Source organism: Spirosoma aureum, assembly GCF_011604685.1.
In the GTDB taxonomy this organism is placed as follows: Bacteria; Bacteroidota; Bacteroidia; order Cytophagales; family Spirosomataceae; genus Spirosoma; species Spirosoma aureum.
Map to the genome: position 1 here is coordinate 8,703,491 of NZ_CP050063.1, position 24,640 is coordinate 8,728,130.

The window sequence follows — 24,640 nt, forward strand, 5'->3', positions numbered from 1 at the left end:
TTCGGTGGTGTCTTTTTGTGTAAATTAACAAAACTGCCTGTATACGATTAAACCGGCCTGACACCGGTTGAGCCCTAACCCGCTAATAAGGGTCGGTTTCGCTACCCCGAATTGGCTGTAGCGCTTCCTTAAGCCAACTCAAGAATCCTTTTTCCTTTTTAGGCGGTTCTTTCTCGAGTGGTTTATCACGACCGCTTAGTACTGGATTGTGATAAGGTGGCCGAACAGGTGCAGGTGTTTGTTCTTCGATATATGCTGCCCGAGCCGGATCGCTGATGAACGAGATGCGGTTGTCTATAGTTTTATAGCCTGCCCATACCAGACCAACGGCAGTCGCATAAGCGGGATCACCCACTAAATCGGCCCGCCCGTTGGGTTCCAGATGTTCTGGATAGCCAACCTTTGCTTCTGTACCGGTTACACGGCTGAAAATATGTTCAACACCTGGCACAAGAGCAGTTCCACCAGTCAGCACAATACCGGCCAGCAATTTACCTTCATACCCGGCCCGAATGACCTCAGCCTGCACCAGAGCTGCAATTTCACGCAACCGGTCTTCAATTATGACGGCTACATTCTTTAGCAGAACATCTTTCGGTTTGCGATTACTCAAACCAGGCACAGCCACCACTTCATTAATGTTGTATTCAGATGGATCAGCATTACCGAACCGTTTTTTCAGTTGTTCGGCCTGGTCAGGCATGATTTTACAACCCGACTGAATATCGGCAGTCAGGCTATTACCTGCCCAGGGGAATACCGCAACATGCCGTAATACGCCCCGATAATAAATAGCCAGTTCGGTAGTTCCTCCTCCAATATCGACCAGCGCAACACCAGCATCTTTCTCTTCATCAGTCAGTACTGCCAGCCCCGATGCCAGAGGGGACAGCATCATTGTTTCCTGCTGAAGATTATTCCGCATGATGCACTTGCGAACATTCCGGGCCGCATTTGCTTGAGCCGTAATCAACTGAAAATCAGCACCAAGTTTAACGCCATTCCGACCAACGGGCTGATTGACGTTTGTTTCGCCATCGACCACAAAATCCATTGGCAGCACATGAATGATCTCTTTATCGGCCGGAATCGATGTGCGATACATATCGCTAAGCAGGTGATCAATATCCTCAACCTGAATTTCATCGCCCGACGACGAACGAGTGATGCTGCCGCTCGATTTGACAGATAAAACATGAGCTCCACTAAAGCTTACATTAACCAGGTGGATATTCAGATTCGATTGGTTCGATGCTTCTGCTACAGCCCGCCGAATAGCACTCACCGTATTATTAACATTCACCACCGATCCCTTGGTAACACCATCTGCCAGTGGTGTTTCTCCAACGCCCAGCACTTCGAGCGTTTCCTGATCTTTGTTATTTCGGACTACCCGGCCTGCCACTGCACATACTTTTGTGCTACCGATGTCAAGGCCTACTACAATTTTGTCGCCAATGCTTGTCGTCGTCATTCGCACACGATTTGATTTCTGTATTGGACGCTCACCCTGCGGTATCGGTCCCACCCTTTTGCCGGTAGAACGTCCGTATAAAATAATTTCAGTTTCTTCAGCTTGGCCTCCAGATCGGTTGGTGGTCCTACTTCAATCTGGTGGTTGCCCATCTGCGGCCACATTATCACCTCCCCCTGCTCATCTACTGATAATTCAGCGATTTGAGCTCGCCAAAACGGATCGTCATGGACTCGTTTCAGCAATTCCAGCAGGGGCCGATTCCGTTCGCTCGCCAGCGAACGATTTTTGGCAAAATATTTGCCTGTTAACATAGGTACGCGGGCCGAATAATTCATCGAAACTGGAAAAAACCGTCCTTCTTCGCTTACATATTGTCCCGATACCGTTCGGACGCCCTCACCCGAAGCCATCAAACGGGCTACTGGCCGAGGTTGTTCGATCGAGACGAGCAGGTCGCCCGTGAGATCACGAAAAACCTGACAATCTCTGACTAAACCATGTTGCCGCAACCGCTCTTCCAATTGATGGAAGTCAATCTCCGTGTATTCTTTACCGATAACCGGATCTGCTCCGCCATTGGTCAGATAACCTGTAACATCCCGTCGTGTCAGGAAAGAATGTCCATCGACCTGATCGATATGAACAACAACCGCTTTAACTCGTTTCTGCTTATGCCGAATTTCGGTAAAAGCAATCAAGATAAATAGAACAAAAAGCCCTCCGATTGCGAACAACCACTTCTTGATTGATTTAAAGGTAGAAAACATCTGTGTATAAGCTAAGTCGTTATCCAGATATTTTTATCTATTGGTCTTTTAAGACACTTTTCAAGGCTGGTAACATTTGATCAATATCTCCAGCACCAATAGTAACAAGTAACGGAGGCTTCATTTCCCGCACAACGTCGAGTAGGTCGGCTTTGGTACTTGATCGTTTATTTTTAGACCGAATATCGCGAAAAATCAATTCTGAGGACACACCTTCGATCGGTAATTCGCGAGCGGGATAAATATCCAGCAGGATCACATTATCGGCCAATGACAAACTTTCGGCGAAACCAGCAGCAAAATCGCGGGTTCGACTGAATAAATGTGGCTGAAATATCGCTGTCAGCTCGCGATCCGGATACAATGCTTTAACCGATGATAAAAAGGCTTTAACTTCCTCCGGATGGTGAGCATAATCATCGATCAAAACAGCCTCATCCGTTTTAAGCACATACTCGAACCGCCTGCGAACCCCTAAATAACTGTTCAGCGCATCTCGAATAGCCTCTGACGATACCCCCAACTTGAGCGCCACAGCGCCAGCTGCTACAGCATTCTCCACATTATGGAATCCTGGCACGATCAGTTCAATACCAGAAATAACGCCCTCGGGATGCACTAAATCGAAGATAAACGATGCATTTTCGATCTTCAGATTCTGGCTATAGTAATCGCCTTCCTGAAGAGAATACTGCCGAACCGTTGCTTTTGTTTTATCAGCTAACGATAGCCCTTTTTTCATGAACAACATTCCGTCCGGCTCAATCTGACCAACAAATTTGCCAAATGATTCAAGCACAGCATCATGCGCACCGTAGATGTCCAGATGGTCGGCATCGGTAGAGGTAACAATTGCCAGATGCGGAAACAGTGTCAGAAATGAGCGGTCGAACTCATCCGCTTCAACCACGCAAACAACCGAGCGAAGGTCACTGGCCGGTTCATTGAGCAGAAAATTCGTACCATAGTTATTGGTGATTCCTCCCAGAAAAGCAGCACAATTTACGCCCGAATGACGCAGGATATGAGCCACCATCGACGACGTTGTCGTTTTACCATGCGTTCCTGCTACCCCAACAGTTTTCATCTGACCCGCCAACAAGCCCAGTACCTGCGACCGTTTCTGTAAGGTGAAGCCATTTTCGGTCAGGTAGATGTACTCCTGATGCGTTTTTGGCACGGCTGGCGTATAGATGACAAGCGTCTCGTCCGGGTTTTGGCGGAACGAAACAGGTATCTGCTCAACATCTTCCAAAAAATGGATGGCCATACCTTCGGTTTGTAGCGCGTTCGTCAGCGCAGTAGGCGTTTTGTCATAACCGGCTACTTCATACCCGTTCACGCCGAACCAGCGGGCCAGCGCACTCATACCGATGCCGCCAATACCAAGAAAATAAATGTACTTAAACTGATCTAATGTCATTCTATACGTGCGGAAAGGAAATATAGAAAGGGTTATTGCTTCCTTTTCTATATTGCCACTCCCCTTATTTGGTAAGTTTTATTACTTCTTCTGCAATGTCACGGGCAGCATTTGGTTTAGCCAGTGTCTTAATTTCTGTACTTAGTTGTTGCCGTTGCACTGGATTGTTCAATAAATTCAAGGCTGCCGTTATGAGTTCTCCGCGAGCAGTGCGGTCATTGACCAGTAAGGCCGCATTCTGTTCCACCAGACTCATTGCGTTTTTTGTCTGGTGGTCTTCAGCAGCCGTGGGCAAAGGTACCAGAATAGCCGGTCTGCCTACCAAACAAAGTTCTGATACAGACAATGCACCCGCTCTTGACACCACCGCATCAGCAATGGCGTAGGCTTTATCCATCTCATAAATAAAATCGTAGGCTTTGATCAGTGGCGATCCGGTGGCTGCAATGGCCGTTCGTGCCCGTTCGATGAAAGCAGGACCTGTTTGCCAAACGACCTGAACACCTGCATCAACAAATCGCTGAAGACCTGCTTCCAGACTTTCATTTAGGGTTCGCGCGCCCTGGCTACCGCCGATAACCAACAGTGTTGGTCGGGTAGATTCCAGGCTAAATAATATACGTCCGGCATCGATTTGCTGGTCGGCATATTGAATATCGCTACGCACCGGATTACCAGTCAATTTAATTTTGTCAGCCGGAAAAAAAGCATCCATACCCGGATAGGCAACGCAAATTCGTTTTGCCCACCGTGCCAGTGCTTTGTTGGTTAGCCCTGCATAGGAATTCTGCTCCTGAATAAGCGTTGGAATTCCTTTCATTGATGCCGCCAGTAGTAAAGGGCCGCTGGCATAGCCACCAACACCAACAGCTGCATCGGGGCGAAAATCGCGGACGATTTGCTGCGCACGCAGGAAACTCTGGCCTAGCTTGAACGGGAAAGCCAGGTTAGCCAGCGTCAGTTCACGCTTGATACCGACAACAGGTAAGCCTACGATCTTATAGCCGGCTCGTGGAACTTTCTCCATCTCCATCTTCCCTTCGGCTCCTACAAACAAAATCTCGGTAGCGGGATCTATTGCTTTCAATTCGTTGGCAATGGCAATAGCCGGATAAATGTGTCCGCCTGTTCCGCCCCCGCTGATAATTATTCTCATAGTATTCAGTTTGCAGTTTTTGGCTTACGATAGGCGACACCTCTTATACCTTCTGAGTTGCCAATAGTAACCCCAAAACCGACTACTTATATTTTACTTTCATCGGCTTCATCGCGGCTGACGCTCAACACAATGCCAATGGCTAGGCCAGTAAATATCAAGGAGGTACCTCCCATACTGAGTAAGGGTAACGGCTGACCTGTTACGGGGGCTAGACCAATGGCAACACATATACTGGCAAAGGCCTGAAAAACAATACTGAACGTTAAGCCTGCGGACAGAAGTCCGCCAAACGGTCGCGTTGTTTTTTGAATTGCTTTAATGCCTCGCCAGAGAAACCAGATATACGCCAGCACAACTGGAATACCTCCCAGCAAGAGGCCATACTCTTCAACGATAATGGCATAAATAAAGTCGGAGAAGGGGTTTGGCAGCGTGTTTCGCTGGTGGCTGTTACCGGGGCCCTGGCCTGTTAGCCCACCATTGGCGAGCGCGATGTAAGATTGTTCGACCTGATAGAGTACAGTATCGGAATCCATAAAGCTTTTAATCCGGTTTGTAGCTGTTCCAAACCGTTGCCCCAGGTATAATCCGATTCCACCAAATACAATGCAGGCCCCTACCATGATAGCCAGGTACCGAACCGGAACCCGACCGATATACATGAGCAGAAAGCAGGTTGCGCCTAATAAGAGGGCTGTTGATGTATTAGAGAGTACGATTAACGAGCAAATAAGCGCAATCCAGAAAATCATGTTGATCAACACACTGGGATCGCTCATGAACCGCTGCCGCTTTGCCAGCATGGCCGCAAGACTAGAGATCAGAGCCAGTTTCGCCAAATCTGATGGCTGAAAGGTCTGGTTAATAATGGGAATTGTAACCCAACGCGACGCATCATTCAGGGCCGATCCTTTGAAGAACGCCCATAGAAGCAATGGGATAGATAACCACAACCCAAATTTAGCCAACCGGGCATAATAAATGTAGTTGATCCGGTGAGCGAAATAGGTACAAACCAGGCCCAGCATTAAGAGAGATCCGTGTTTAAGCAAAAAAATCTCGGTATTACCGTCTAACTCCCGGAATGCCTTTGTGCCGGTTGCGCTATACACAACCAGCACGCTCATAATGGATAAATAGAGGACAATCCACCAGATTTGGCGGTCGCCTTTAAGATGAGTTCGAATCCAGTCGCGAAGGGCCATGTTTTACGGATGAATTTGGAGTGATGAATGATTGTGCATTTACGTATTCATCATTAAGTTCTTAACGGCAGCTTTGAATTGATTACCGCGATCTTCATAATTTTTAAACAAATCAAAACTGGCGCAGGCTGGTGAGAGTAAAACTGCATCGCCCGGTTGCCCCCATTCGAGGCCTTTTGCCACTGCGTCTGTCACACTCTGGGTTTCGTAGATCGTGGGGACTTTATTGCCGAAGTAACTTACTAATTTGTGGTTATCAATCCCTAAACAAATCAGTGCTTTTACTTTCTGGCGTACAACTTCGTCGAGTTGGCTATAGTCATTCCCTTTATCCTGCCCTCCCGCAATCCAGATGGTTGGAACCTCCATACTTGATAAGGCATAAAATACCGAATCGACATTCGTTGCTTTGGAGTCATTAATAAACTGAACGCCATTGACGGTTCCGGCCGGTTCGAGTCGATGAGCTGCATTTTGAAATGTTTTAAGCCCTTCTATTATAGACTCATTGTCAATACCTACTGACTGAGCGGCCAGCACAGCAGCCAACGTATTAATGGCATTATGCGGTCCACGAAGGGTCGTGTCAGCCATGGCCAGTCGAAAAACCGACGAACCATAGGTTGCTACTAACTCTCCATTTGTCAGATAGCCACCGGGAGTCACCGAGGTTTCGAGTGAAATTGGTAGTTGGTTTACAACCGGACTGCGCTTTTCAAGTTCGTTCTGAATGGGTAAACTTTCCTGAAAATAGATAAATGTGTCCTCCGGCCGGGCGTTCTGAATAATCCGGAATTTTGAATCAGTGTAGTTCTGAAAATTATAGTTATACCGATCAAGATGATCAGGCGTAATGTTGAGCAGCACCATCACATCGAGGTGCGTATCATACATATCATCCAGTTGAAAACTACTTAGCTCCAGCACGTAATAATCGAATGAATCATCGATTACCTGGGCGGCAAAACTATCACCCACATTACCTGCCAGCCCAACATTAATCCCGGCGCTTTTGAGGAGATGATAAATCAGGAGTGTCGTTGTCGTTTTTCCATTACTACCCGTAATACCAATTAGATTTGCTTTCGTGTAACGGGCAGCAAATTCAATTTCCGAAATAACAGGTGTTTGCTGCGCTTTCAACTTCAGCACTAATGGCACCGTTTCCGGAATACCTGGGCTTTTAATTACTTCAACAGCATCAAGAATATGTTCTTCAGTATGCTTTCCTTCTTCAAATGAAATATTAGCGGCTCGCAAGGTTGCCCTGTAGCTTTCCTTCAAAGCTCCTTTATCTGACAAAAAAACCTCAAAACCTTTTGCCTGAGCCAGCAAAGCTGCCCCTACACCGCTTTCACCACCACCCAGAATTGCAATTTTCTTCGTTACCATAGTCAATCAAACGATTGGCAAAATAACGCATAAATGAAGAAGCCCCGGTCATAGACCAAGGCTTTTCGTTCATTTTTTTCAAAATACACTTTATTCCTTAGGAGCCATCGAGTTTGAAAAACGAGCACGGTTGGCGGCTTTTACAATCAGGAAAACAACCCAGGCAATGACTAAAAACTGGATCAATACGTTCAAAAAATTACCATAACGGATCGCTACTTCGGGCGATGTCCCTACAGCTTCCTTCAAAACAATTTTCAACTGACTAAAGTCAATACCACCAATTACTAATCCTAAGATCGGATTAATGATATCCTCTACCAAAGATGTAGTGATTTTACCAAAAGCCGCGCCGATAATAATACCGACGGCAAGATCAAGCACATTACCCTGGGCAATGAATGCACGAAATTCACTTAGCATAAGACCTCTTGGTTTTAGGTTAGAATTTTTTTATTACTATGGACTGTCAAGCTATGTAATACTGAAGTCAAATCAAAATCGCCCAGGCAACGGATCAGTTGCTTTAATTGGATCTTTTTTCTTACGGAACGAACTGATATTGTACGACAAGCCAATAGCCAGTGTCTGCTGAATCTGTAGATCAGGGCCAAAATCTTTATTATAAAGGGCAATTAAACCGAAGGTTGTGCTCAAATAGCGGCTTACTTTAGCGGTTAAAATCAGATCGAGCCGATGATTGATATTAGCTAATTCTGTATAATTTGCAAACAGCTGATAACGGGCATTTATCGAGACGTTTTCACCTAAATTACGATTTAGGGCTGCTTGTAATTGAAAAGCAAGCCATTCTGCTCTCACGCTCTTGCCCGGTTGTACTCCATAAGCGACTTGAGTTGGATCGGCTACAAATGAGCCATCGGCTAACTCACGTACCCGAACAGCATCATCGGCCAGAAACGTAAACCGGGGCGCAATTGGGCTCATCCGAAGCGAAAACCAATCGTTAGGTTTGTAAGCGATTCCGGCCGCAAATGTGAATTGAGCCGGTGCAAAAAAATTCGATACCTTCAACCGGGTTTGATCGGCAGGGATCTTATCATACCGATAACCTGGGGCAAAAAACGTATTGAAGGTTCCCGAAATAAACAAGTCCCATTTCGGTGCAATTTGACGTCCCAGAACCGAAATCAGGATAATTTGATCGGCCGCCTTACGCGTATTGCCAAACTGCCGAACATACCCCAACTGAAGATCAGCGGTGTTATCCCAGGATATTTTCCCTTTTTCGTACAAAGCGCGGGCTGCAACGACTGCTCCGATTGCAACGGAATTAACCCCCCCACCCGACCAGTTGCTAAACGATGCCTGGTTAAAGTTAATACCCCCACTAAACGATTTTTGCCAGTAGGAGGTGTCGGGCTTAACAGCTACCGTATCTTTAAAATTAGTAGTAATTCTTGTGGAGTCCTGACCAAATGCGTTAGTGAGGCTTATCCAGCAGACGAGCGTATAGATAACGTTTTTCATACTACCTAAGACGGTCGAACATCCGTTAAGATACATACGAAGAAGACTTTTTAACTAAAAATTTCCACCTTTTTCGTTTGTAGGACCTGCAATGGAAACACAGTCGTTGTCTCACCCGTCTGAAGTGTCAGGGATGTTGTATCTACTTTAACAATTTCGCCCTTTACATCATCAATCTGAATCGTTTGACCTTCTTTGTATTTATTTCTGGAATAAAATGAGGACAGTATGTTAGCCATCACATCACGAGAAGCGATTCCGTATCCTACTGCAAACGCAAAGATCCCTCCTCCAATGACCAGATTAAAGCTTGATTCAAGCAGTTCCGTATTAATTCCTGCCTGACCCAGTGCGCTGATGATGGTAATAACCAGGAAGAAAACAAACACAATCGTACTCAGTAGCCGTCCAGAAGAAATGTTAAATGACTGGCATACATTCAATACTGTAGTCCTGAGCGTATCAGCCAGTAAAACCCCTACTTGTAACATGATAGCGGCTGCAATTACTTTCGGAATGAAATTAACCAGCGATGAAACCATTTCAGTAATAGCAGCTACTCCCAGCGTTTCAGTAGCTGCTGTTATAAAAACCAGTAGAATGAAGTAATACAGAACCTTACTGACTATTTCGCTCAGTTTTATCTCTGTATTAAGCTGTTTGATAATACTGATTTCGTTTAGCCGGCTACCAATTTTATCAAAACCCACCTGCGCCAGAATTCGCCGGACGACGAACGCAATTAGCCGGGCAACGCCAATACCAATCAATAAAATAACGAGTGCGCCTAGTATACGAGGTACAAATTCGACAAATTGGTCAATGAGTGTTTGAAAGGTATTACGTAAAACTTCTGTTATGTCAGGTAGTTGTTTCATACAGTTACAGTGTTCGTATTCAGCATATTCTGGATTAGTGAGGGGGGTTAGCCAGTACAGATACTACGCCAAACAGGTCGCCAATGTATAGCTCTATGACAGTAGTGAAATCTCGAATCATGTCTATTTCCGAAATTAGTTCGGTTTTTAAATGGGGGGGACATTCTGCGTCCGACTCCATTTCTTGGAATGGATTGGGAGTTTCCATAGTTTATAAGCAGGCTAATTATCGAAATGGCCACCGAATCGATAAAGCAGCTTTAATGGCCAAGAGCAACCAAAACAAAGCGGCTTCCAGATAATACTTGCGTAGTTTATCACGGGTACGCTTCAAGCGCATTTTCACGGCGCTCTCGGTTATACCGTTCAAATCAGCAAGCTCACGAATACTAATATTATCCTGATATTTCATTAATAACAGGCTTTGCTCAGTAGGGTCAAGCTGTTCCAGGGCCAGCTTCAGTTTTTGCGCTTCCATCTCGGCCAATTCGGCCAATCCATCATCAGCTCCCAGATCCAGGCGTTCCCACCCTTCATCCATATACACTTCTGTTCGCCGTTGTGGCGACCGCATATGATCAGTACAGTGGTTATAGGTAATCGAATACAACCAGGTAGAAAACTTTGCCTGTTCTTTAAAGCCTCCAAGCTTGATAACAAGCTTCAAAAATATGTCATGCGTCAGATCTTCGGCCTGCAGTGGATCCTTGGTAAATGAAAGGCATTTTCGGTATACTTTATCGCAGTAGCGTTCATATAAACGTTCGAAATAAGCGTTCTTCTGCGTTTCGATATATAACCGGACCAATTCTTCGTCCGAAAAGTGCTTCATTTGATTCGGTAGTGCTCGTTAAGACCCGAAAAACAACCAAAGTAACGGATTTCGTTCATTAAACTAATGAAAGGTTTCGACCACACTACAAAGCACAGCAAAATATCTACCAAATAGTAGGTTTACAGAAGTGTTGACTAAAATAAATACTTAATTCTTTTTTTGATAGATAATTAACTATACATTAACTCATAAGGCAACGAATCATCAATCCTTACTTCCCCATAAAATTGACGTAACCGATCACGAGAGCGTTTGAGCCGCATTTTAACAGCGCTCTGCGTTAGAGAAAACTGGGCAGCAATTTCTTTAACACTGACTTCATCCATATACTTCATCCGAAGTAGCCCCTGTTCTTCGGGCTCCAGACGAGTCATGGCCAGTTTCATTTGCCGCTCGGTTATCTCAGCAAATTGATTTTCTGTTCGCTGATCAAGGTCACTTGTAAATAAAGCAGGAATGTCGTAGCATTCATCCAGAGCCAATCCTTGTTTTGTATGGGGCATTCGGATTTGATCGGTACAATGATTGCGGGTAATAGAATAAAGCCAGGTAGAAAATCGGGATTCGTGTTTATAACTATTTATCTTATTAAGTAACTTTATAAAAATGTCCTGCGTTAAATCTTCGGCCTGCACTTCGTCTTTAATAAATAATAAACATCTTCGCCGAACTTTAGGGCAGTAACGCTCATACAATGCATTAAAATAACTATTCTTATGCGTTTTAATGTACAGTTTTACGAGGTCTTCATCCGTAAAATTTTCCATTCTGTTCGTAGGTAGAGGAAGTGAAAAAGAACTTTCTCTACCTACGAACAACAATTAGTTTTCGATTTAATTAAAAAGTAAAAAACCTGGCAAATTTGCCAGGTTTTACTAAACGGTAGGTAACACAAAGAAATTAACCAATAGCCACGCGCTTAAACGCCGAAACGGTTAACCCTTTACTGGTTTTATCGAGCAGTTGCGCAATCGTTACTGAGTTGTCTTTAACAAATTCCTGATTGAGCAACGTATTTTCTTTATAGAACTTATTTAGTTTACCCAGGGCAATTTTTTCAAGCATTGCTTCGGGTTTGCCTTCCTGACGGGCCTGCTCTTTACCAATTTCAATTTCACGCTGAACAATAGTGGCATCAACACCATCTTTATCCAGAGCAACCGGTTTCATAGCCGCAATCTGCATCGCGATGTCTTTGCCGACTTCGGTCACATCCGTACCATTCGTATTCGATAGGCCTACCAGTACACCTAATTTACCGTTCGAGTGAATGTAAGACACAACTTTATCGCCCGAAACCGTTTCGAATGAAGCGACATCAATTTTTTCTCCGATTTTACCCATCAGATCTGTAATGTGATCCTGAAGTGCACGGCCATCGGCTTGAGGTGTTGCCAGCAAGGCAGCTTTGTCTGTTGCATCGGTTGCAACAGCAGTGCTCATGATGGCCATTGCCAGATTCTGGAAGTCAGCCACTTTTGAAACGGGCTCTGTTTCGCAGGCCAGAGCAATTACTTTGCCACTTTTGCCATCCTGACTCACGTGAGCCAGTACGATACCTTCAGCCGTTGTGTTGTCAGCACGTTTGTCGGCTATTTTCTGACCCTGCTTCCGCAGAATCTCTTTTGCTTTTTCAAAATCGCCATCGGCTTCGGTGAGGGCTTTTTTACAGTCCATCATGCCAGCTCCGGTCTCTTGCCGAAGTTTGTTTACGTCAGCAGCAGTAATTGCCATAGTAATAGGTGATTGTCGATTTAAATTTCCAAAAATTATTTGGTACTCAGCAAGTCGTGTCTGAAATGGAATAGCCCATAGCGGCTGGCTACGGGCTATTTCCTTAAGTCATAAAACGATCCGTCGTAGCGGTTTTTATAGTTAACAAGTTATAACGCAATGGCCCACTGCGGACCCAACCATACAACCAGCTGACTATACAGCTTTATAACTTTTTATGCTTCCGTCTCGTCTTCAGCCACAGCAGCTGGTGCTGCTTCTGCTTCAGGTTGTTCAGCGCTGGCACCTTCGGCCTTAGCTTGCGCAAGGTCTTCGGCACGCTTAGCATCTTCTTCTTCCTGAACGCGCTGATCGTCTTTATCCTGTTTCCGCTCCATCAGGCCTTCTTCAATAGCCTTACCGATAGCGAGCGTAATCAGCGAAATAGACTTATAAGCATCGTCATTAGCCGGGATTGCAAAATCAACATCTTCCGGATTCGAGTTCGTATCGCACATAGCAAATACGGGAATGCCCAGACGATGTGCTTCTGCAACAGCAATGTGCTCACGCTTTACGTCAACAACGAACAAAGCAGCTGGCAAACGGGTCAGGTCGGCAATACCGCCTAATACGCGTTCCAGTTTCTCTTTGTCGCGGGTACGGGTCAAACGCTCCCGCTTGGCAATGCTCTTGATGGTCTCCTCATCTTTCAGCATTTTATCCAGCGTTTGCATTTTCTTCAGCGACTTGCGAATCGTAGCGAAGTTCGTCAACATACCGCCCTGCCAGCGATCTGTAACGTAAGGCATTTTCAGACGACGTGCTTCTTCCGAAACAATCTCCTGTGCCTGTTTTTTCGTTGCGACAAACATTACCTTCCGGCCCGAGCGAACAATTCCTTTAATCGAATTGCAGGCTTCGTCGAGAGCGGCCAATGTTTTATTGAGGTCAATAATATGGATGCCGTTCTTCTCCATGAAGATATACGGAGCCATCCGGGGGTCCCATTTACGCGTAAGGTGGCCAAAGTGCACACCAGCGTCCAGGAGGTCTTTATATTCGATTTGTGCCATTTCTAAAAATGAACAATAAAATAATGAATAATGAAAAAATACGCAGCACCACGCATCGGCATCATCTAAGCGCAGTCTGGACTTGAGTTAATGGATAATGAGTACTGACGAACGTACAATGGCCAACAGGTTCATTATACAGTTTACATCGGTCATTATGCATTGGTTAGCGTTTCGAGAACTGGAACCGACGACGGGCTTTCCGGCGACCGTATTTCTTACGTTCAACCATACGCGAATCCCGAGTCAGGAAGCCTTCTTTCTTGAGGGCAGGACGGAAATCAGCGTTCAGCTCAACCAGCGCACGGGCAATTGCCATACGGGTTGCTTCGGCCTGACCAGCCACTCCGCCACCACGAACGTTAACTTTTACGTCGTAGCCACCAACACCGTTAACGGTCGAAAACGGTTGGTTCAAAATGATTTGCAGTACTTCGGTTGGGAAATATTGTTTGTAATCTTTCCCGTTTACCGAGATGGCCCCGCTGCCCGCCGACAAATAAATGCGGGAGATGGCAGTTTTACGCCGGCCAATGGTGTTAATACGATCCATTATGACTTAGAATTTAACTGCTTTGGGTTGCTGAGCCTCGTGCGGATGTTGGTCACCAGCATAAACGTACAGGTTGGTATACAACCGACGACCAAGCCGATTTTTAGGCAACATGCCTTTTACGGCGTGTTCGATGATACGCTCGGGGTGCTTTTCAAGCAGCAGCCGGGGCGTTGCGAACCGTTGACCACCGGGATAACCCGTGTGGCGGACATAAACTTTGTCGGTCAACTTCGAGCCGGTCAGGCGAACCTTGTCGGCATTGATGACGATCACGTTATCCCCGCAATCAACGTGTGGCGTGAAGTTTGTTTTGTGTTTGCCGCGAATCAGGCGTGCGATTTGGCTGGCCAGCCGACCAAGCACTTCACCCTGAGCGTCAACCACAATCCACTCCTTCTGCACCGTTTCTTTGTTGGCAGAGATGGTTTTGTAACTGAGCGTATTCACTGTTATGGAGACTAATTAATTGATTTCTAATGATTTGCCTACAAAAAAGCACTCCCGCTTTCGAAACGGGAGTGCAAATATACGCGGTATGACGCTGAAAAACAAGGCTCTGTAAAGTTTTCCGCACTATCGCAGTTTCAATGTCGCTAAGGCCAGAACGGCCAGGATAATTCCAATAATCCAGAAGCGTGTTACCAGTTTAGCTTCATGGTAGCCTTTCTTCTGAAAATGATGGTGTAGGGGCGACATCAGGAAGATTCGCCTACCTTCGCCATACTTGCGTTTGCTATATTTAAAATAGCTCACCTGCATAATTACGGACACCAGCTCGACCAGAAAGATGCCACAAATTATGGGAATCATCAGCTCTTTTCGAATGGCCAGAAATAATACAGCGATCACCCCACCCAGCATGAGGCTACCGGTATCGCCCATGAATACCTGCGCAGGATAAGAGTTGTACCACAAAAAACCGACGCAGGCTCCAACAAAGGCCGCACAGAAAATTACCAGTTCGCCCGCATTGGGGATATACATGATATTCAGGTACTGCGAGAAAACTTTATTACCCGACAGGTAGGCAAGCACACCAATAGTCAACCCAATAATGACGGATGTTCCAGCGGCCAAACCGTCGATACCATCGGTGATATTCGCTCCATTGGAAACCGCTGTAATAATAAAAATACAGATCAGGACATAGACAATCCATGTGTAACTATCTGGAACGACGCCGAATAGCAGTGAGCTGTAATCAAATTCGTTGTTCTTAACGAATGGAACCGTCGTGAGTGTTGACTTGATATCGGTATAAATATCCGGCACCGTCGATGTGCTCAGCAACCGGGGAGCGTATTTGCGGATTTTAACATAGTCGTTGAAGGATAACGTAAGACCAACAATCAGCCCCAGACCAACCTGTCCAACAACCTTAAACTTACCCTGCAATCCCTCTTTATTTTTCTTGAAAACCTTGATATAGTCATCCAGAAAGCCAATCAATCCTGTCCAGACGGTCGACACAAGCGCCAGAACGACGTATACATTGGACAGTTTCGCAAAAAGCAGTGCTGGAATCAGCAACGATGCCAGGATAATAAATCCACCCATGGTTGGCGTACCGCGTTTCTGCATCTGACCTTCCAAACCCAAATCGCGAATAGATTCTCCAATCTGAAGATTGCGGAGTATGTCGATAATGCGACGACCAAAGATAGCAGCAATGAGCAGGGAGGTTATAACAGCACCAAGCGCCCGGAACGATATATATTGAAAAACCCCAGCTCCAGGGAAATTGTAGCGTTCGTCCAGTAAATGGAATAGGTAATAGAGCATTTTAAAAGAGCGAAAGAGTGAAAGAGTGAAAGAGTGAAAAGGCGGGAGGAATTCGTTATTCGCTCTTTCGCCTTCTATTCTTCCGCTCTTTATACAGGCCAAAGTTACTGATTTCCGCGTTCCGAGAAAGCTTCCTGCAACACGGCATGATCATCAAAATCGTATTTAATTCCCTTAATTTCCTGATAGGTTTCATGCCCTTTGCCCGCAACAAGAATAATATCGTGCGGTCTGGCCATCGAAACGGCCCGTTTTATGGCATCACGGCGGTCTTCTATCGTTACCGTTTTTTTGTAATCAACGGGCGAAACACCAGCCTGCATTTGTTCCAGAATTTCCATCGGATCTTCGTTACGCGGATTGTCGGACGTCAGAATGACGCGATTGCTGAACCGGCAGGCAATATCGGCCATTATGGGTCGCTTTGCAGCATCACGATTACCGCCACAACCCACAACTGTTATAATCTGCGGCTGGCGTCCCTGTTCGTCATCATGGCGTATTTCGGTAATTGTTTCCAGTACGTTTTGTAACGCATCAGGCGTATGGGCATAATCGACAATACCAACTATTTTATCATCGGAAACAACCTGCTCAAATCGACCTGGTGGTGGCGTAATACCAGATAATAATGTCAATACCTCGGCAGGATCTTCGCCCAGAAGCACAGCCGTGCCATAAACACTGAGCAGATTGTAGGCGTTAAACCGGCCAATAAGCTTGAACCAGACTTCTTTATCGTCAACCAGCATATTCAGGCCAAACAGGCTGTCGGCAATAATTTTCCCTTTAAAGGTTGCTAATGTTTGCAGTGAATAGGTTTCCTTTCTGGCTGCCGTATTTTGTAGCATCACCAGCCCACGCTTATCGTCTACATTGGTCAATGCAAAAGCAGAAGCGGGTAGCTGATCGAAAAACCCCTTTTTTGCCCGTATATAGTTATCGAACGTTCCATGAAAATCCAGATGATCGTGAGTAATATTCGTAAAAATCCCTCCGGCGAAAGTTAACCCCGCGATACGCTCCTGCACAACCGCATGTGAGCTCACTTCCATAAACACATGTGTGCATCCATGCGTCAGCATCTGCGTTAACAGCTGATTGGTGGTGATTACATCAGGAGTAGTATGCGTAGCCGGAATAACCTGATCATCAATCTGGTTCTGAACGGTCGACAGAAGCCCGCAGCGGTATCCTAACCCCCGAAATAACCGAAAGAGCAGCGTGGCAACGGACGTTTTACCATTTGTACCCGTTACGCCAATGAGTTTCATTTTTTGTGAGGGCTGGCCATAAAAATTAGCGGCTACAAGCCCCATTGTGCGGGCAGAATCCAGAACGCGTACATAAGCCACTGAAGGGTCGGTCTCGGCTGGAAATTCTTCGCACAACACGGCCGATGCCCCCTGACTAACAGCGGTTGCAATGAAATTATGGCCATCGGTAACAGTTCCACGCACGGCCACGAACAAACTACCAGGGCCTACCTTGCGGGAGTCCATGGTAAGATTCGTGATGTCGGTGCTCATACTGCCAGATGTAGCCAGCAGCGAAATTTTATAAAAAAGATCTTTCAGTTGCATACATATAGAACGGGCCCCATGCCGTTTTCGCGAGTGCAAAAAAACGGCATGGGGCCCGTTCTACCTAATTTTCAGCTAACCGTACGATAGGGTATTTCACCCCATTTTCAGGGTAATTACCTTTACGCCTACCTCGTCGGCACCGGAGCCGGGCGTAATCGATTGTTCTTTAACCTTGCCCCGCCCTTCAACCACAACCTTAAATCCGCGATTTTCCAACAGATAAACCGCATCGCGAAGCGTCAGGCCGCGTACATCAGGAACGTGGCCGGGTCGCGTCGGGCGCGATTTCCAGCGGCCACTTGGCGTAGCTTCAACCCAACCTTCTGTTGACGGCTCGTTTTTAATCTTTAAGGCTGTACTAATCGTATGCAGATCATCGGAATAGCCCGCCAGCAAACCAGTCGTAGAGCTCGGCTCTGAGGCTCTTGCCCGAATAGGCGCATGCATACGAATGTCGTAGGCCACAATTCGGTCGGCAACTTCTTTAAAGACTGGCGCTGCTACGGCTCCTGCATACAGTAAATCTATATTGTCGCCCTGCGGTGTATCTACGACCGTAATCATGCTATACTTGGGCCTATCGGCGGGGAAATAGCCAATGAATGAGGTATAGTATTTACCAACCTGATACCGCCCATTGATCACCTTCTGAGCCGTACCCGTCTTACCTGCAATGGCATAGTTCGGGTTGTTAATGTGACGAGCCGTGCCATGTTCTACGACCCCACGCAGTAACTCCTGGGCTTTGCGAGCGGTTTGTGGCGAACAGATCGGTTCGGGAAGCACATAAGGCGTATTGTCTTCTATGATCTCATCGGCAAGCTTGATCTGCTTAACAATCATCGGCCGCACCCATCGACCATTGTTGGCCACGGCATTATAGAACGTCAGCATTTGCAATGGTGTAATCTGCATTTCATAGCCGTAAGACATGGATGTCAGCGAGACTTTACTCCAGCCTTTCATATCAGGATTTCGAACCACCGGAATGGCCTCACCTTTCATGTGGATACCCGTTGCCTTATCGAGATGAAACCGGCGCAGGTAGTCACAATAGCGGTCGGCTCTGCTGTAAAAGTGACTCCGCATCAGCAGGTGAATTCCAACATTCGACGACTTTTCAAAGACCTGCCGAGCCGTAATTGTGCCCGAACCTCCCCGTTTAGCATCATGAATACCAAGGCCATGATACTGCATCGAGCCCCCTCCTGTGGCAACAGGTTGCTCAAGCGAAATCGCTTTATCTTCAAGAAGGGCCATCATTGTAGCTAATTTGAAGGTAGAGCCAGGGTCCGTACGGCCAGCCAGTGCATGGTTAAAATTCTCAACGTACCGATCTCCCTGCTTGGTCAAATTGGCCATTGCCCGGATTTCCCCCGTTGCTACTTCCATTACGATGACGCACCCTTTGGCCGCGTTGTATTTTTGGAGGGCTGACCGCAAAGCCGTTTCGGCCATATCCTGATAGTTGACATCGATGGTCGTATACAAATCCATCCCTGGCTCTGGCTTCATGTCAGGACCATCCTCAACGGGTTTACGAACTCCACCAGACAGTACTTCAACCAGCCCAACGGCATTTTTACCCGCCAAAGCAGGCTGAAAACTGGCTTCCAGTCCAATTAGCCCCCGGCCCGTTTTAGCATCAAGATTACCGATGGTCCGTTCCGCCATATGGTCGAATGGATGATAGCGCTCATAGTAGGGGCGCAGAACCCCACCCCTGGCAGCCACCTTTGGCGACGACCGAAAAAACGGCCACTTCAGCATATACTGCCGTTGCTGAAAGGTGACGCGTTTACGATTCAGCAGCACATACCGGCGTTTGTGGGCGCGGGCATCGATAACGAGTCCGGTATAATCCTGTGCCGAACGGTCACCGTAAATTCGGGACAGTAACAGACCAAGCGAGTCTTTTTTCTTGTCGAAGTAATCCTGCTTGGCCATCGTTGGGTCCAGCCCGACGACATATGTAGGCAATGAAGTCGCCAGCAGACTTCTGCCATCGTTCGCATAAATATTGCCGCGCATAGCCCGTATGGTATCGCGCTGAATAAGCGTTGCCGCTACCCGTTCGCGCCAGAACTTGCCTTTAAATGTCTGAAAATACTGAACGTAGACGAGCCGAAAAATCACGCTCAGGGAAAGGACAACGACAACGTAATAAACATGGTTGGCCCGTTGAATGATGTCTTGTTTAATGTTCATTGCTCTTGACGACGATTTTATGGGGTGGATTTTGACTGTCGGACAGGCCGATTTCGGCTACACGCTTACTAAGTTCAGACTGTTTTCCGCTCTTCATAAAATCGGCCTGCAAAACAGTATACTGCGACCGTAATTCATCTACCTGCGTTTTAGTACGCTGAATTCGACGCACAAGACGTTCGGCATTATGATTTAAGCCAATATAAACAACGAGCAGAAAAGTAACCCATAAAATACGGTCGATATGGCGAATTGGCCAGGAGTTGTCTTCGCCAAAGAGTCGGTCTAAGCCAATGAAATCATTGAGCCACGAGGCCATTCTGAGTCGGCGACGTTGCTTTTTCTGTTTAGCAACCCGTTCGGGTTCCCGGAATGTATTTTTAGCCATGATGGGTCAGGATTCGCGTCCACAAAGTAACAAAAAACACTACGCCACCCGTAGCCTATAAATAAGAAACGATGACAACTTTTTGGCAAAGTGTCATCGTTTCTTCGTGGCAAAAGAAATGCTTACTCTTTCCAGCGCCACTCATTGGCAATCTGTAGGGGTGTGCGTAAGCCTTGGGTTACCAGATAATCACGAGTTTGCGTATCCGTTTGTCGCCGAGTCGGAATATCATCGGCATCGGCAAGGGCAAAAAGCAGCATAGTTGAGTAGCGGACTGTGTTTTTCAACTGGTCGGCATTGACAAGTGTAATGCGATCGCAGTTAGCGTGATAGCAATCCAGTACTTCACGGGCAAGATGACCATTCATGCCAACGACCGGAACGCCTTCTAGCATGAACGGCTGGTGATCGGAATGAAGTCCGGCCTGATTTTGCATCTCGTTGGCGAATGCCGGTTCAGCTCGCTTGATCGTTTCGCCAACCGTATTCAGAAACGATACCATATCGGAACGACCAAAAGCGTTCAGCCCCGTCGGATCATTGGTCATGTCGAGGTTCAGCATATAGCGGACTTTGTCGAGCTGGCCGCTTTTTTTCAGATTTTCGACCATCGCCCGCGAGCCAAGCAAGCCCTGTTCTTCTCCCATAAAGAGCACGAATTCAATGGTGCGTTTGGGTTTCAGCTTCAGTGCTTTGAAGGTTCGGGCAATGTCCATGATAGCGAATGAACCGATGCCGTTATCAATGGCGCCCGTTGCCAGATCCCAGGAATCCAGATGGCCACCGACAATGATCTTTTCGTCAGGATACTTCGAGCCTTTGAGCGTTGCAATGACATTTCGGGCCCGAATCTTACGACTCGTATTGGTCATATCGATAACAGCATGCAGCGGGTTAGCCTCTTCCTGCATCCATGAACGCAATGATTGTCCGCTTTCGTAGGAGATACAGACAGATGGAATCGGAATCAGTTTACCCGTAACCGAGGCCGTTCCGGTCAGTAATACATTTCCCGGAACCAGGTTGACCATGATCACCCCCGAAGCCCCATACTGAATGGCCAGTGCTGTTTTTTCGGAACGGTGTAAGTTACGGGCACCTTTTGTGGGAGCGGCCAGACCAATATTTACCAGCGCAACTTTACCTTTCAGTTTATCTTTTAAAGCCGCAAAGTCGCCTTCCAGTCCATTGCCGACATCCACGATTTCACCTTTCACGTGAGCCTCAACGGGTGAGTGCGCCAGCGATACAACCTTTACTTCCCGAAAATTATCGCTCCGGTTTGGTACAACCGATAAAGTAACGGTGTCGCGTGTCCAGGCTTCGACCTCAAAAGGCTCATAACGAACTTCCTTGAAACCATAAGACGATAGGAGATCAAAGGCATACGCTTCGGCGCGGGTACCGTTGGGGCTACCCGTAAGCCGATGTCCTACCTGCTGCGTTGCATCGGAGAGCGTTTCATAGGCTCGACTGTGCTGCATCACCTCCTCATTGATACGAGTGAAGGCTTTTTCGAGCGAAATAGTGTTGGAGTAAAAAGCGGTCAGGAAACCGGCAGTGCCGATACAGAACAGGACGAGCCGGAAGCGGGGCACGTAAAACGTTCGGTGCATAGAGGGTTGGTTAATTCTTCGCTAAATATACAAAAAAGACCGCTGATTTTGGGGCCAACTAGTCAGACACTTTATCCGGTAAAAGCGTTCGGTCAGCTGATAAAAAAACTGAAAACAGACACTACGTTGAGAAACCAGACTACAACTTTTCGGGTAACTGGTTTTTCATGGGCTTCAGGTAGACGGTTTGCCGGCCGGCAAGCCAGTCGGGGTCAATACCAGTCAGACCAAAAACACGGTCCCAGCTCCGCTCGAAGCAATGGGCCGCATCCGGAAATGTGATGGACACAGCCAGAGCCCGTTCATAAAAAGTAAGTGGCTGTTGCCGAATGGCATCGCGATGGATGGCAAACTGAGCACCCAACACAAACGTGTAAAGTACTGGTCCAGCCGTATCAAACAGCGTCTGGTGAAAGCCCCGCAAATCAAGTCTCCGCCCATCCTCGTTTTTGCTCCACGGTTGAAAAAGACGTTCCCCCCGGTTATCATCGGTGTCGATCAGATGACCCAGCCAGTGAAATGGTTTCTGGACCGGATCGTCTATGTGATCAGACTTATCGACAAATGATTTTACGGTTTTCTTAAAATCAAATGCGTGATCGAAGGGCTTTCCCTGAGCGAAAAGTGTCCAGTCGGCCAGCGAATCATATCGACTGACTATGTGGTGCAAATACGTATGCGCTTCCCGGCCAATGTTAGGGAGCGAAATCGCATCAGATCCGGCTGAATGATCCGGGCTTTTATCGTAAACAGTCAGACGAATTCCGGAAGGCAGGTTGCGGAGCCAGTTTAGATTTTCCGTATAATGAGCAACGACGAGTTCGAGCATAACGAACCTATAAGGTTTCCGAAAGCGTATAGGTTTCGTCAATCTGTAGCTTATTTTTACGAGCAAGCTTCCGAAACGAACTGCCCTGACGGACTGTTATGAAACGAACTTGTTTTACTCTCATTACCACGCTCACGCTGTATAGCATGACACAGGCACAAACACTTAAGGCTCCCAAGGCCGCGATTAAACCGAAAGAATTAATCACGAACGGCCACAAGCGAATCGACAATTATTATTACCTCAATGAGCGGGAAAATCCGGAGGTCATCAAGTATCTGAAAGCCGAAAACGCTTACCTCGATCAGGTACTGGCGCCCGTTAAGGGGCTACAGGAAAAGCTCTTTGAGGAGATGAAAGGCCGAATCAAGCAACAGGATGAATCCGTTCCGTATAAAGAAGGGCCATATTATTATTACACCCGATTCATAACCGGGGGCGAGTACCCGATTTATTGCCGCAAAAAGGGTTCTCTGGAAGGTACCGAAGAAATAATGTTCGACGGTAACGCCATGGCTAAGGGGCATAATTACTACCAGATCGGTGGGTATGAAATATCGGATAATGACGAACTGGCCATTTTCGCCGAAGATACCGTTAGCCGGAGACTCTATACGCTACGGATAAAAAATCTGAAAACGGGTCAGATTTATCCCGAATTCATTCCGGATACCGAAGGTGGTAGTTTCGCTTGGGCAACCGACAACAAGACCTTGTTTTACATCAAGAAAGACCCACAGACGCTACTGGGTTACCAGGTATATCGGCATGTGCTGGGCACTGACCCCAAAACCGATGTACTGGTTTACGAAGAGCAGGATAACCAGTTTTACATGGGGCTGGGTCGATCAAAATCCAAGAAATACATCACGATTGGCTCCGACCATAATGGTGTCTCGACGGAATATCGCCTTCTGGAAGCCAGCAATCCAACGGGCGAATTCAAGGTTTTTCTGCCGCGGGAGAAAGGTCATGAATACGATATCGTTCATTATCAAAACAAATTCTATGTCCGTACGAACTGGAAGGCCGAGAATTTCCGGTTGATGGAAGTGCCAGAAGGTAAAACCGCCGACCGCACTGCCTGGAAAGAGGTAATTGCCCATCGGCCTGACGTTTATCTCGACAATATGGACGTATTTGTCAATCACCTCGTATTGGGTGAACGGAAAGCGGGCCTGACGAACATTCGGGTTATCAACCAAAAAACCAGGACCGACGAATACCTCGACTTTGGCGAACCGGCTTATGTTTCGGGCATTGGTTATAACCCGGATTTCAACACAAATGTGCTTCGTTATAGTTATGCATCGCTGACAACGCCCAACTCCACCTTCGATTACAACATGGACACCCATGAGAAAAAGCTGATGAAACAGCAGGAGGTGCTGGGTGGTTTCGATAAAAACAACTATGTCTCGGAGCGGTTTTACGTGTCGGCCCGCGACGGTGCGCAGATTCCAGTTTCTCTTGTTTATCGTAAAGGCACGCCCAAAGATGGCTCGGCTCCGCTCCTCCAGTATTCCTATGGTTCCTATGGCTACTCCACCGATCCGGGCTTTGGCTCTACGCGCCTGAGCCTGCTCGATCGGGGATTTATCTATGCCATCGCCCACATCCGGGGTGGCCAGGAAATGGGCCGTCGGTGGTACGAAGATGGCAAGATGCTGAAGAAGAAAAATACGTTTAACGATTTTGTTGATGTATCGGAATATCTGATCAAAAACAAGTATACCAGCTCCGACAAGCTGTTTGCGATGGGTGGCAGCGCGGGTGGTTTGCTGATGGGCGCCATCATCAATCAGGCACCACAACTGTATCGGGGAGTAGTGGCGGCTGTGCCGTTTGTGGATGTAGTTACAACCATGCTCGATGAAAGTATTCCGCTCACAACCGGTGAATTTGAGGAGTGGGGTAATCCAAAGCAAAAACAGTATTACGACTACATGCTGTCATATTCGCCCTACGATAATGTTGAAAAGAAAGCCTACCCGAACCTGCTCGTAACCACGGGTCTGCACGATTCGCAGGTGCAATACTGGGAGCCTGCCAAATGGGTTGCCAAACTACGGGCAATGAAGACTGATAACAACCAGCTTCTGCTCCATACCAACATGGAAGCAGGCCACGGTGGCGCATCGGGTCGTTTCCAGGCGCTCAGGGAAATTGCGCTGGAGTATGCTTTCATGCTGAATCTGGTTGGCGAGAAGCAGTAGGATACAGATATTAATTGTAGCTCAAAGGGCATGTTTCTTGCTT

At 46.9% G+C, this 24,640-nt stretch carries 22 protein-coding genes; 1 reads left to right on the plus strand and 21 read right to left on the minus strand.

Annotated features, from left to right (window positions below; all coding sequences use genetic code 11):
* Positions 1-82 precede the first annotated feature (82 nt).
* The 21 genes from ftsA to G8759_RS34960 form a co-directional block, all read right to left on the minus strand.
* Positions 83-1,474: a cell division protein FtsA gene (gene ftsA, locus G8759_RS34860; protein WP_197933072.1), complete on the minus strand. Its 1,392-nt coding sequence runs from the start codon at positions 1,472-1,474 to the stop codon at positions 83-85.
* The gene (locus G8759_RS34865) at positions 1,471-2,244 is read right to left on the minus strand and encodes a cell division protein FtsQ/DivIB (RefSeq protein WP_167218329.1); all 774 of its coding nucleotides are present in this window, start codon (positions 2,242-2,244) and stop codon (positions 1,471-1,473) included. Before G8759_RS34865 ends, ftsA begins: the two co-directional genes overlap by 4 nt.
* Positions 2,245-2,281: 37 nt before the next feature.
* Positions 2,282-3,667: a UDP-N-acetylmuramate--L-alanine ligase gene (murC, locus tag G8759_RS34870; RefSeq protein ID WP_167218331.1), complete on the minus strand. Its 1,386-nt coding sequence runs from the start codon at positions 3,665-3,667 to the stop codon at positions 2,282-2,284.
* Positions 3,668-3,731: 64 nt separating this feature from the next.
* The gene (murG, locus tag G8759_RS34875; RefSeq protein WP_167218333.1) at positions 3,732-4,823 is read right to left on the minus strand and encodes an undecaprenyldiphospho-muramoylpentapeptide beta-N-acetylglucosaminyltransferase; all 1,092 of its coding nucleotides are present in this window, start codon (positions 4,821-4,823) and stop codon (positions 3,732-3,734) included.
* A gap of 86 nt (positions 4,824-4,909) precedes the next feature.
* Positions 4,910-6,031, minus strand: coding sequence for an FtsW/RodA/SpoVE family cell cycle protein (locus G8759_RS34880; protein WP_167218335.1), 1,122 nt, complete (start codon positions 6,029-6,031; stop codon positions 4,910-4,912).
* Positions 6,032-6,070: 39 nt separating this feature from the next.
* Positions 6,071-7,423: a UDP-N-acetylmuramoyl-L-alanine--D-glutamate ligase gene (gene murD / locus G8759_RS34885; RefSeq protein ID WP_167218337.1), complete on the minus strand. Its 1,353-nt coding sequence runs from the start codon at positions 7,421-7,423 to the stop codon at positions 6,071-6,073.
* A gap of 90 nt (positions 7,424-7,513) precedes the next feature.
* Positions 7,514-7,846, minus strand: coding sequence for a large-conductance mechanosensitive channel protein MscL (gene mscL / locus G8759_RS34890; protein ID WP_167218339.1), 333 nt, complete (start codon positions 7,844-7,846; stop codon positions 7,514-7,516).
* A 72-nt stretch (positions 7,847-7,918) separates the two neighbouring features.
* On the minus strand, positions 7,919-8,914 hold the full coding sequence (locus tag G8759_RS34895) for a DUF3078 domain-containing protein (protein WP_167218341.1): 996 nt from the start codon (positions 8,912-8,914) through the stop codon (positions 7,919-7,921).
* A gap of 50 nt (positions 8,915-8,964) precedes the next feature.
* Positions 8,965-9,792 carry a mechanosensitive ion channel family protein gene (locus G8759_RS34900; RefSeq protein ID WP_167218343.1) on the minus strand — a complete coding sequence of 276 codons (828 nt, stop codon included), beginning with the start codon at positions 9,790-9,792 and terminating at the stop codon, positions 8,965-8,967.
* A 226-nt stretch (positions 9,793-10,018) separates the two neighbouring features.
* Complete coding sequence (locus G8759_RS34905) at positions 10,019-10,624, minus strand: RNA polymerase sigma factor (RefSeq protein ID WP_167218345.1); 606 nt, start codon at positions 10,622-10,624, stop codon at positions 10,019-10,021.
* Between the two features lie 173 nt (positions 10,625-10,797).
* Entirely contained in the window at positions 10,798-11,394 is a 597-nt protein-coding gene (locus G8759_RS34910; protein ID WP_167218347.1) for an RNA polymerase sigma factor, read from the minus strand.
* A gap of 133 nt (positions 11,395-11,527) precedes the next feature.
* A complete protein-coding gene (gene tsf, locus G8759_RS34915) occupies positions 11,528-12,361 on the minus strand; it encodes a translation elongation factor Ts (protein ID WP_167218349.1) in 834 nt (277 codons plus the stop codon).
* A gap of 215 nt (positions 12,362-12,576) precedes the next feature.
* Positions 12,577-13,416 carry a 30S ribosomal protein S2 gene (rpsB, locus tag G8759_RS34920; protein WP_167218351.1) on the minus strand — a complete coding sequence of 280 codons (840 nt, stop codon included), beginning with the start codon at positions 13,414-13,416 and terminating at the stop codon, positions 12,577-12,579.
* Positions 13,417-13,582: 166 nt separating this feature from the next.
* A complete protein-coding gene (gene rpsI / locus G8759_RS34925) occupies positions 13,583-13,969 on the minus strand; it encodes a 30S ribosomal protein S9 (protein WP_162388753.1) in 387 nt (128 codons plus the stop codon).
* A 6-nt stretch (positions 13,970-13,975) separates the two neighbouring features.
* Entirely contained in the window at positions 13,976-14,419 is a 444-nt protein-coding gene (rplM, locus tag G8759_RS34930; protein WP_162388754.1) for a 50S ribosomal protein L13, read from the minus strand.
* Positions 14,420-14,545: 126 nt separating this feature from the next.
* Positions 14,546-15,754 (minus strand): phospho-N-acetylmuramoyl-pentapeptide-transferase, encoded by a 1,209-nt coding sequence (gene mraY, locus G8759_RS34935; RefSeq protein ID WP_167218353.1) that lies wholly within the window; start codon positions 15,752-15,754, stop codon positions 14,546-14,548.
* Positions 15,755-15,858: 104 nt separating this feature from the next.
* A complete protein-coding gene (locus G8759_RS34940) occupies positions 15,859-17,337 on the minus strand; it encodes a UDP-N-acetylmuramoyl-L-alanyl-D-glutamate--2,6-diaminopimelate ligase (protein WP_167218355.1) in 1,479 nt (492 codons plus the stop codon).
* 96 nt (positions 17,338-17,433) lie between these two features.
* Complete coding sequence (locus G8759_RS34945) at positions 17,434-19,548, minus strand: penicillin-binding protein (RefSeq protein ID WP_167218357.1); 2,115 nt, start codon at positions 19,546-19,548, stop codon at positions 17,434-17,436.
* Positions 19,538-19,936, minus strand: coding sequence for an FtsL-like putative cell division protein (locus G8759_RS34950; protein WP_162388760.1), 399 nt, complete (start codon positions 19,934-19,936; stop codon positions 19,538-19,540). Before G8759_RS34950 ends, G8759_RS34945 begins: the two co-directional genes overlap by 11 nt.
* A gap of 122 nt (positions 19,937-20,058) precedes the next feature.
* The gene (locus G8759_RS34955) at positions 20,059-21,552 is read right to left on the minus strand and encodes a M20/M25/M40 family metallo-hydrolase (RefSeq protein ID WP_167218359.1); all 1,494 of its coding nucleotides are present in this window, start codon (positions 21,550-21,552) and stop codon (positions 20,059-20,061) included.
* A gap of 139 nt (positions 21,553-21,691) precedes the next feature.
* Positions 21,692-22,381: a DUF3431 domain-containing protein gene (locus tag G8759_RS34960; RefSeq protein ID WP_167218361.1), complete on the minus strand. Its 690-nt coding sequence runs from the start codon at positions 22,379-22,381 to the stop codon at positions 21,692-21,694.
* Between the two features lie 98 nt (positions 22,382-22,479).
* Here G8759_RS34960 and G8759_RS34965 point away from each other — a divergent pair, with 98 nt between their 5' ends.
* Entirely contained in the window at positions 22,480-24,597 is a 2,118-nt protein-coding gene (locus tag G8759_RS34965; RefSeq protein ID WP_167218363.1) for a S9 family peptidase, read from the plus strand.
* Positions 24,598-24,640 lie beyond the last annotated feature (43 nt).

What these genes read in the sequence shown, in the direction of transcription:
- mraY (WP_167218353.1), bottom strand. Translation starts at nt 15,754, where the DNA reads ATGCTCTATTACCTATTCCATTTACTGGACGAACGCTACAATTTCCCT.
- G8759_RS34950 (WP_162388760.1), bottom strand. Translation starts at nt 19,936, where the DNA reads ATGGCTAAAAATACATTCCGGGAACCCGAACGGGTTGCTAAACAGAAA.
- G8759_RS34960 (WP_167218361.1), bottom strand. Translation starts at nt 22,381, where the DNA reads ATGCTCGAACTCGTCGTTGCTCATTATACGGAAAATCTAAACTGGCTC.
- ftsA (WP_197933072.1), bottom strand. Translation starts at nt 1,474, where the DNA reads ATGACGACGACAAGCATTGGCGACAAAATTGTAGTAGGCCTTGACATC.
- G8759_RS34900 (WP_167218343.1), bottom strand. Translation starts at nt 9,792, where the DNA reads ATGAAACAACTACCTGACATAACAGAAGTTTTACGTAATACCTTTCAA.
- murG (WP_167218333.1), bottom strand. Translation starts at nt 4,823, where the DNA reads ATGAGAATAATTATCAGCGGGGGCGGAACAGGCGGACACATTTATCCG.
- G8759_RS34965 (WP_167218363.1), top strand. Translation starts at nt 22,480, where the DNA reads ATGAAACGAACTTGTTTTACTCTCATTACCACGCTCACGCTGTATAGC.
- rpsB (WP_167218351.1), bottom strand. Translation starts at nt 13,416, where the DNA reads ATGGCACAAATCGAATATAAAGACCTCCTGGACGCTGGTGTGCACTTT.
- G8759_RS34895 (WP_167218341.1), bottom strand. Translation starts at nt 8,914, where the DNA reads ATGAAAAACGTTATCTATACGCTCGTCTGCTGGATAAGCCTCACTAAC.
- rpsI (WP_162388753.1), bottom strand. Translation starts at nt 13,969, where the DNA reads ATGGATCGTATTAACACCATTGGCCGGCGTAAAACTGCCATCTCCCGC.
- G8759_RS34880 (WP_167218335.1), bottom strand. Translation starts at nt 6,031, where the DNA reads ATGGCCCTTCGCGACTGGATTCGAACTCATCTTAAAGGCGACCGCCAA.
- murC (WP_167218331.1), bottom strand. Translation starts at nt 3,667, where the DNA reads ATGACATTAGATCAGTTTAAGTACATTTATTTTCTTGGTATTGGCGGC.
- G8759_RS34955 (WP_167218359.1), bottom strand. Translation starts at nt 21,552, where the DNA reads ATGCACCGAACGTTTTACGTGCCCCGCTTCCGGCTCGTCCTGTTCTGT.
- mscL (WP_167218339.1), bottom strand. Translation starts at nt 7,846, where the DNA reads ATGCTAAGTGAATTTCGTGCATTCATTGCCCAGGGTAATGTGCTTGAT.
- G8759_RS34865 (WP_167218329.1), bottom strand. Translation starts at nt 2,244, where the DNA reads ATGTTTTCTACCTTTAAATCAATCAAGAAGTGGTTGTTCGCAATCGGA.
- G8759_RS34905 (WP_167218345.1), bottom strand. Translation starts at nt 10,624, where the DNA reads ATGAAGCACTTTTCGGACGAAGAATTGGTCCGGTTATATATCGAAACG.
- tsf (WP_167218349.1), bottom strand. Translation starts at nt 12,361, where the DNA reads ATGGCAATTACTGCTGCTGACGTAAACAAACTTCGGCAAGAGACCGGA.
- G8759_RS34910 (WP_167218347.1), bottom strand. Translation starts at nt 11,394, where the DNA reads ATGGAAAATTTTACGGATGAAGACCTCGTAAAACTGTACATTAAAACG.
- G8759_RS34945 (WP_167218357.1), bottom strand. Translation starts at nt 19,548, where the DNA reads ATGAACATTAAACAAGACATCATTCAACGGGCCAACCATGTTTATTAC.
- G8759_RS34940 (WP_167218355.1), bottom strand. Translation starts at nt 17,337, where the DNA reads ATGCAACTGAAAGATCTTTTTTATAAAATTTCGCTGCTGGCTACATCT.
- murD (WP_167218337.1), bottom strand. Translation starts at nt 7,423, where the DNA reads ATGGTAACGAAGAAAATTGCAATTCTGGGTGGTGGTGAAAGCGGTGTA.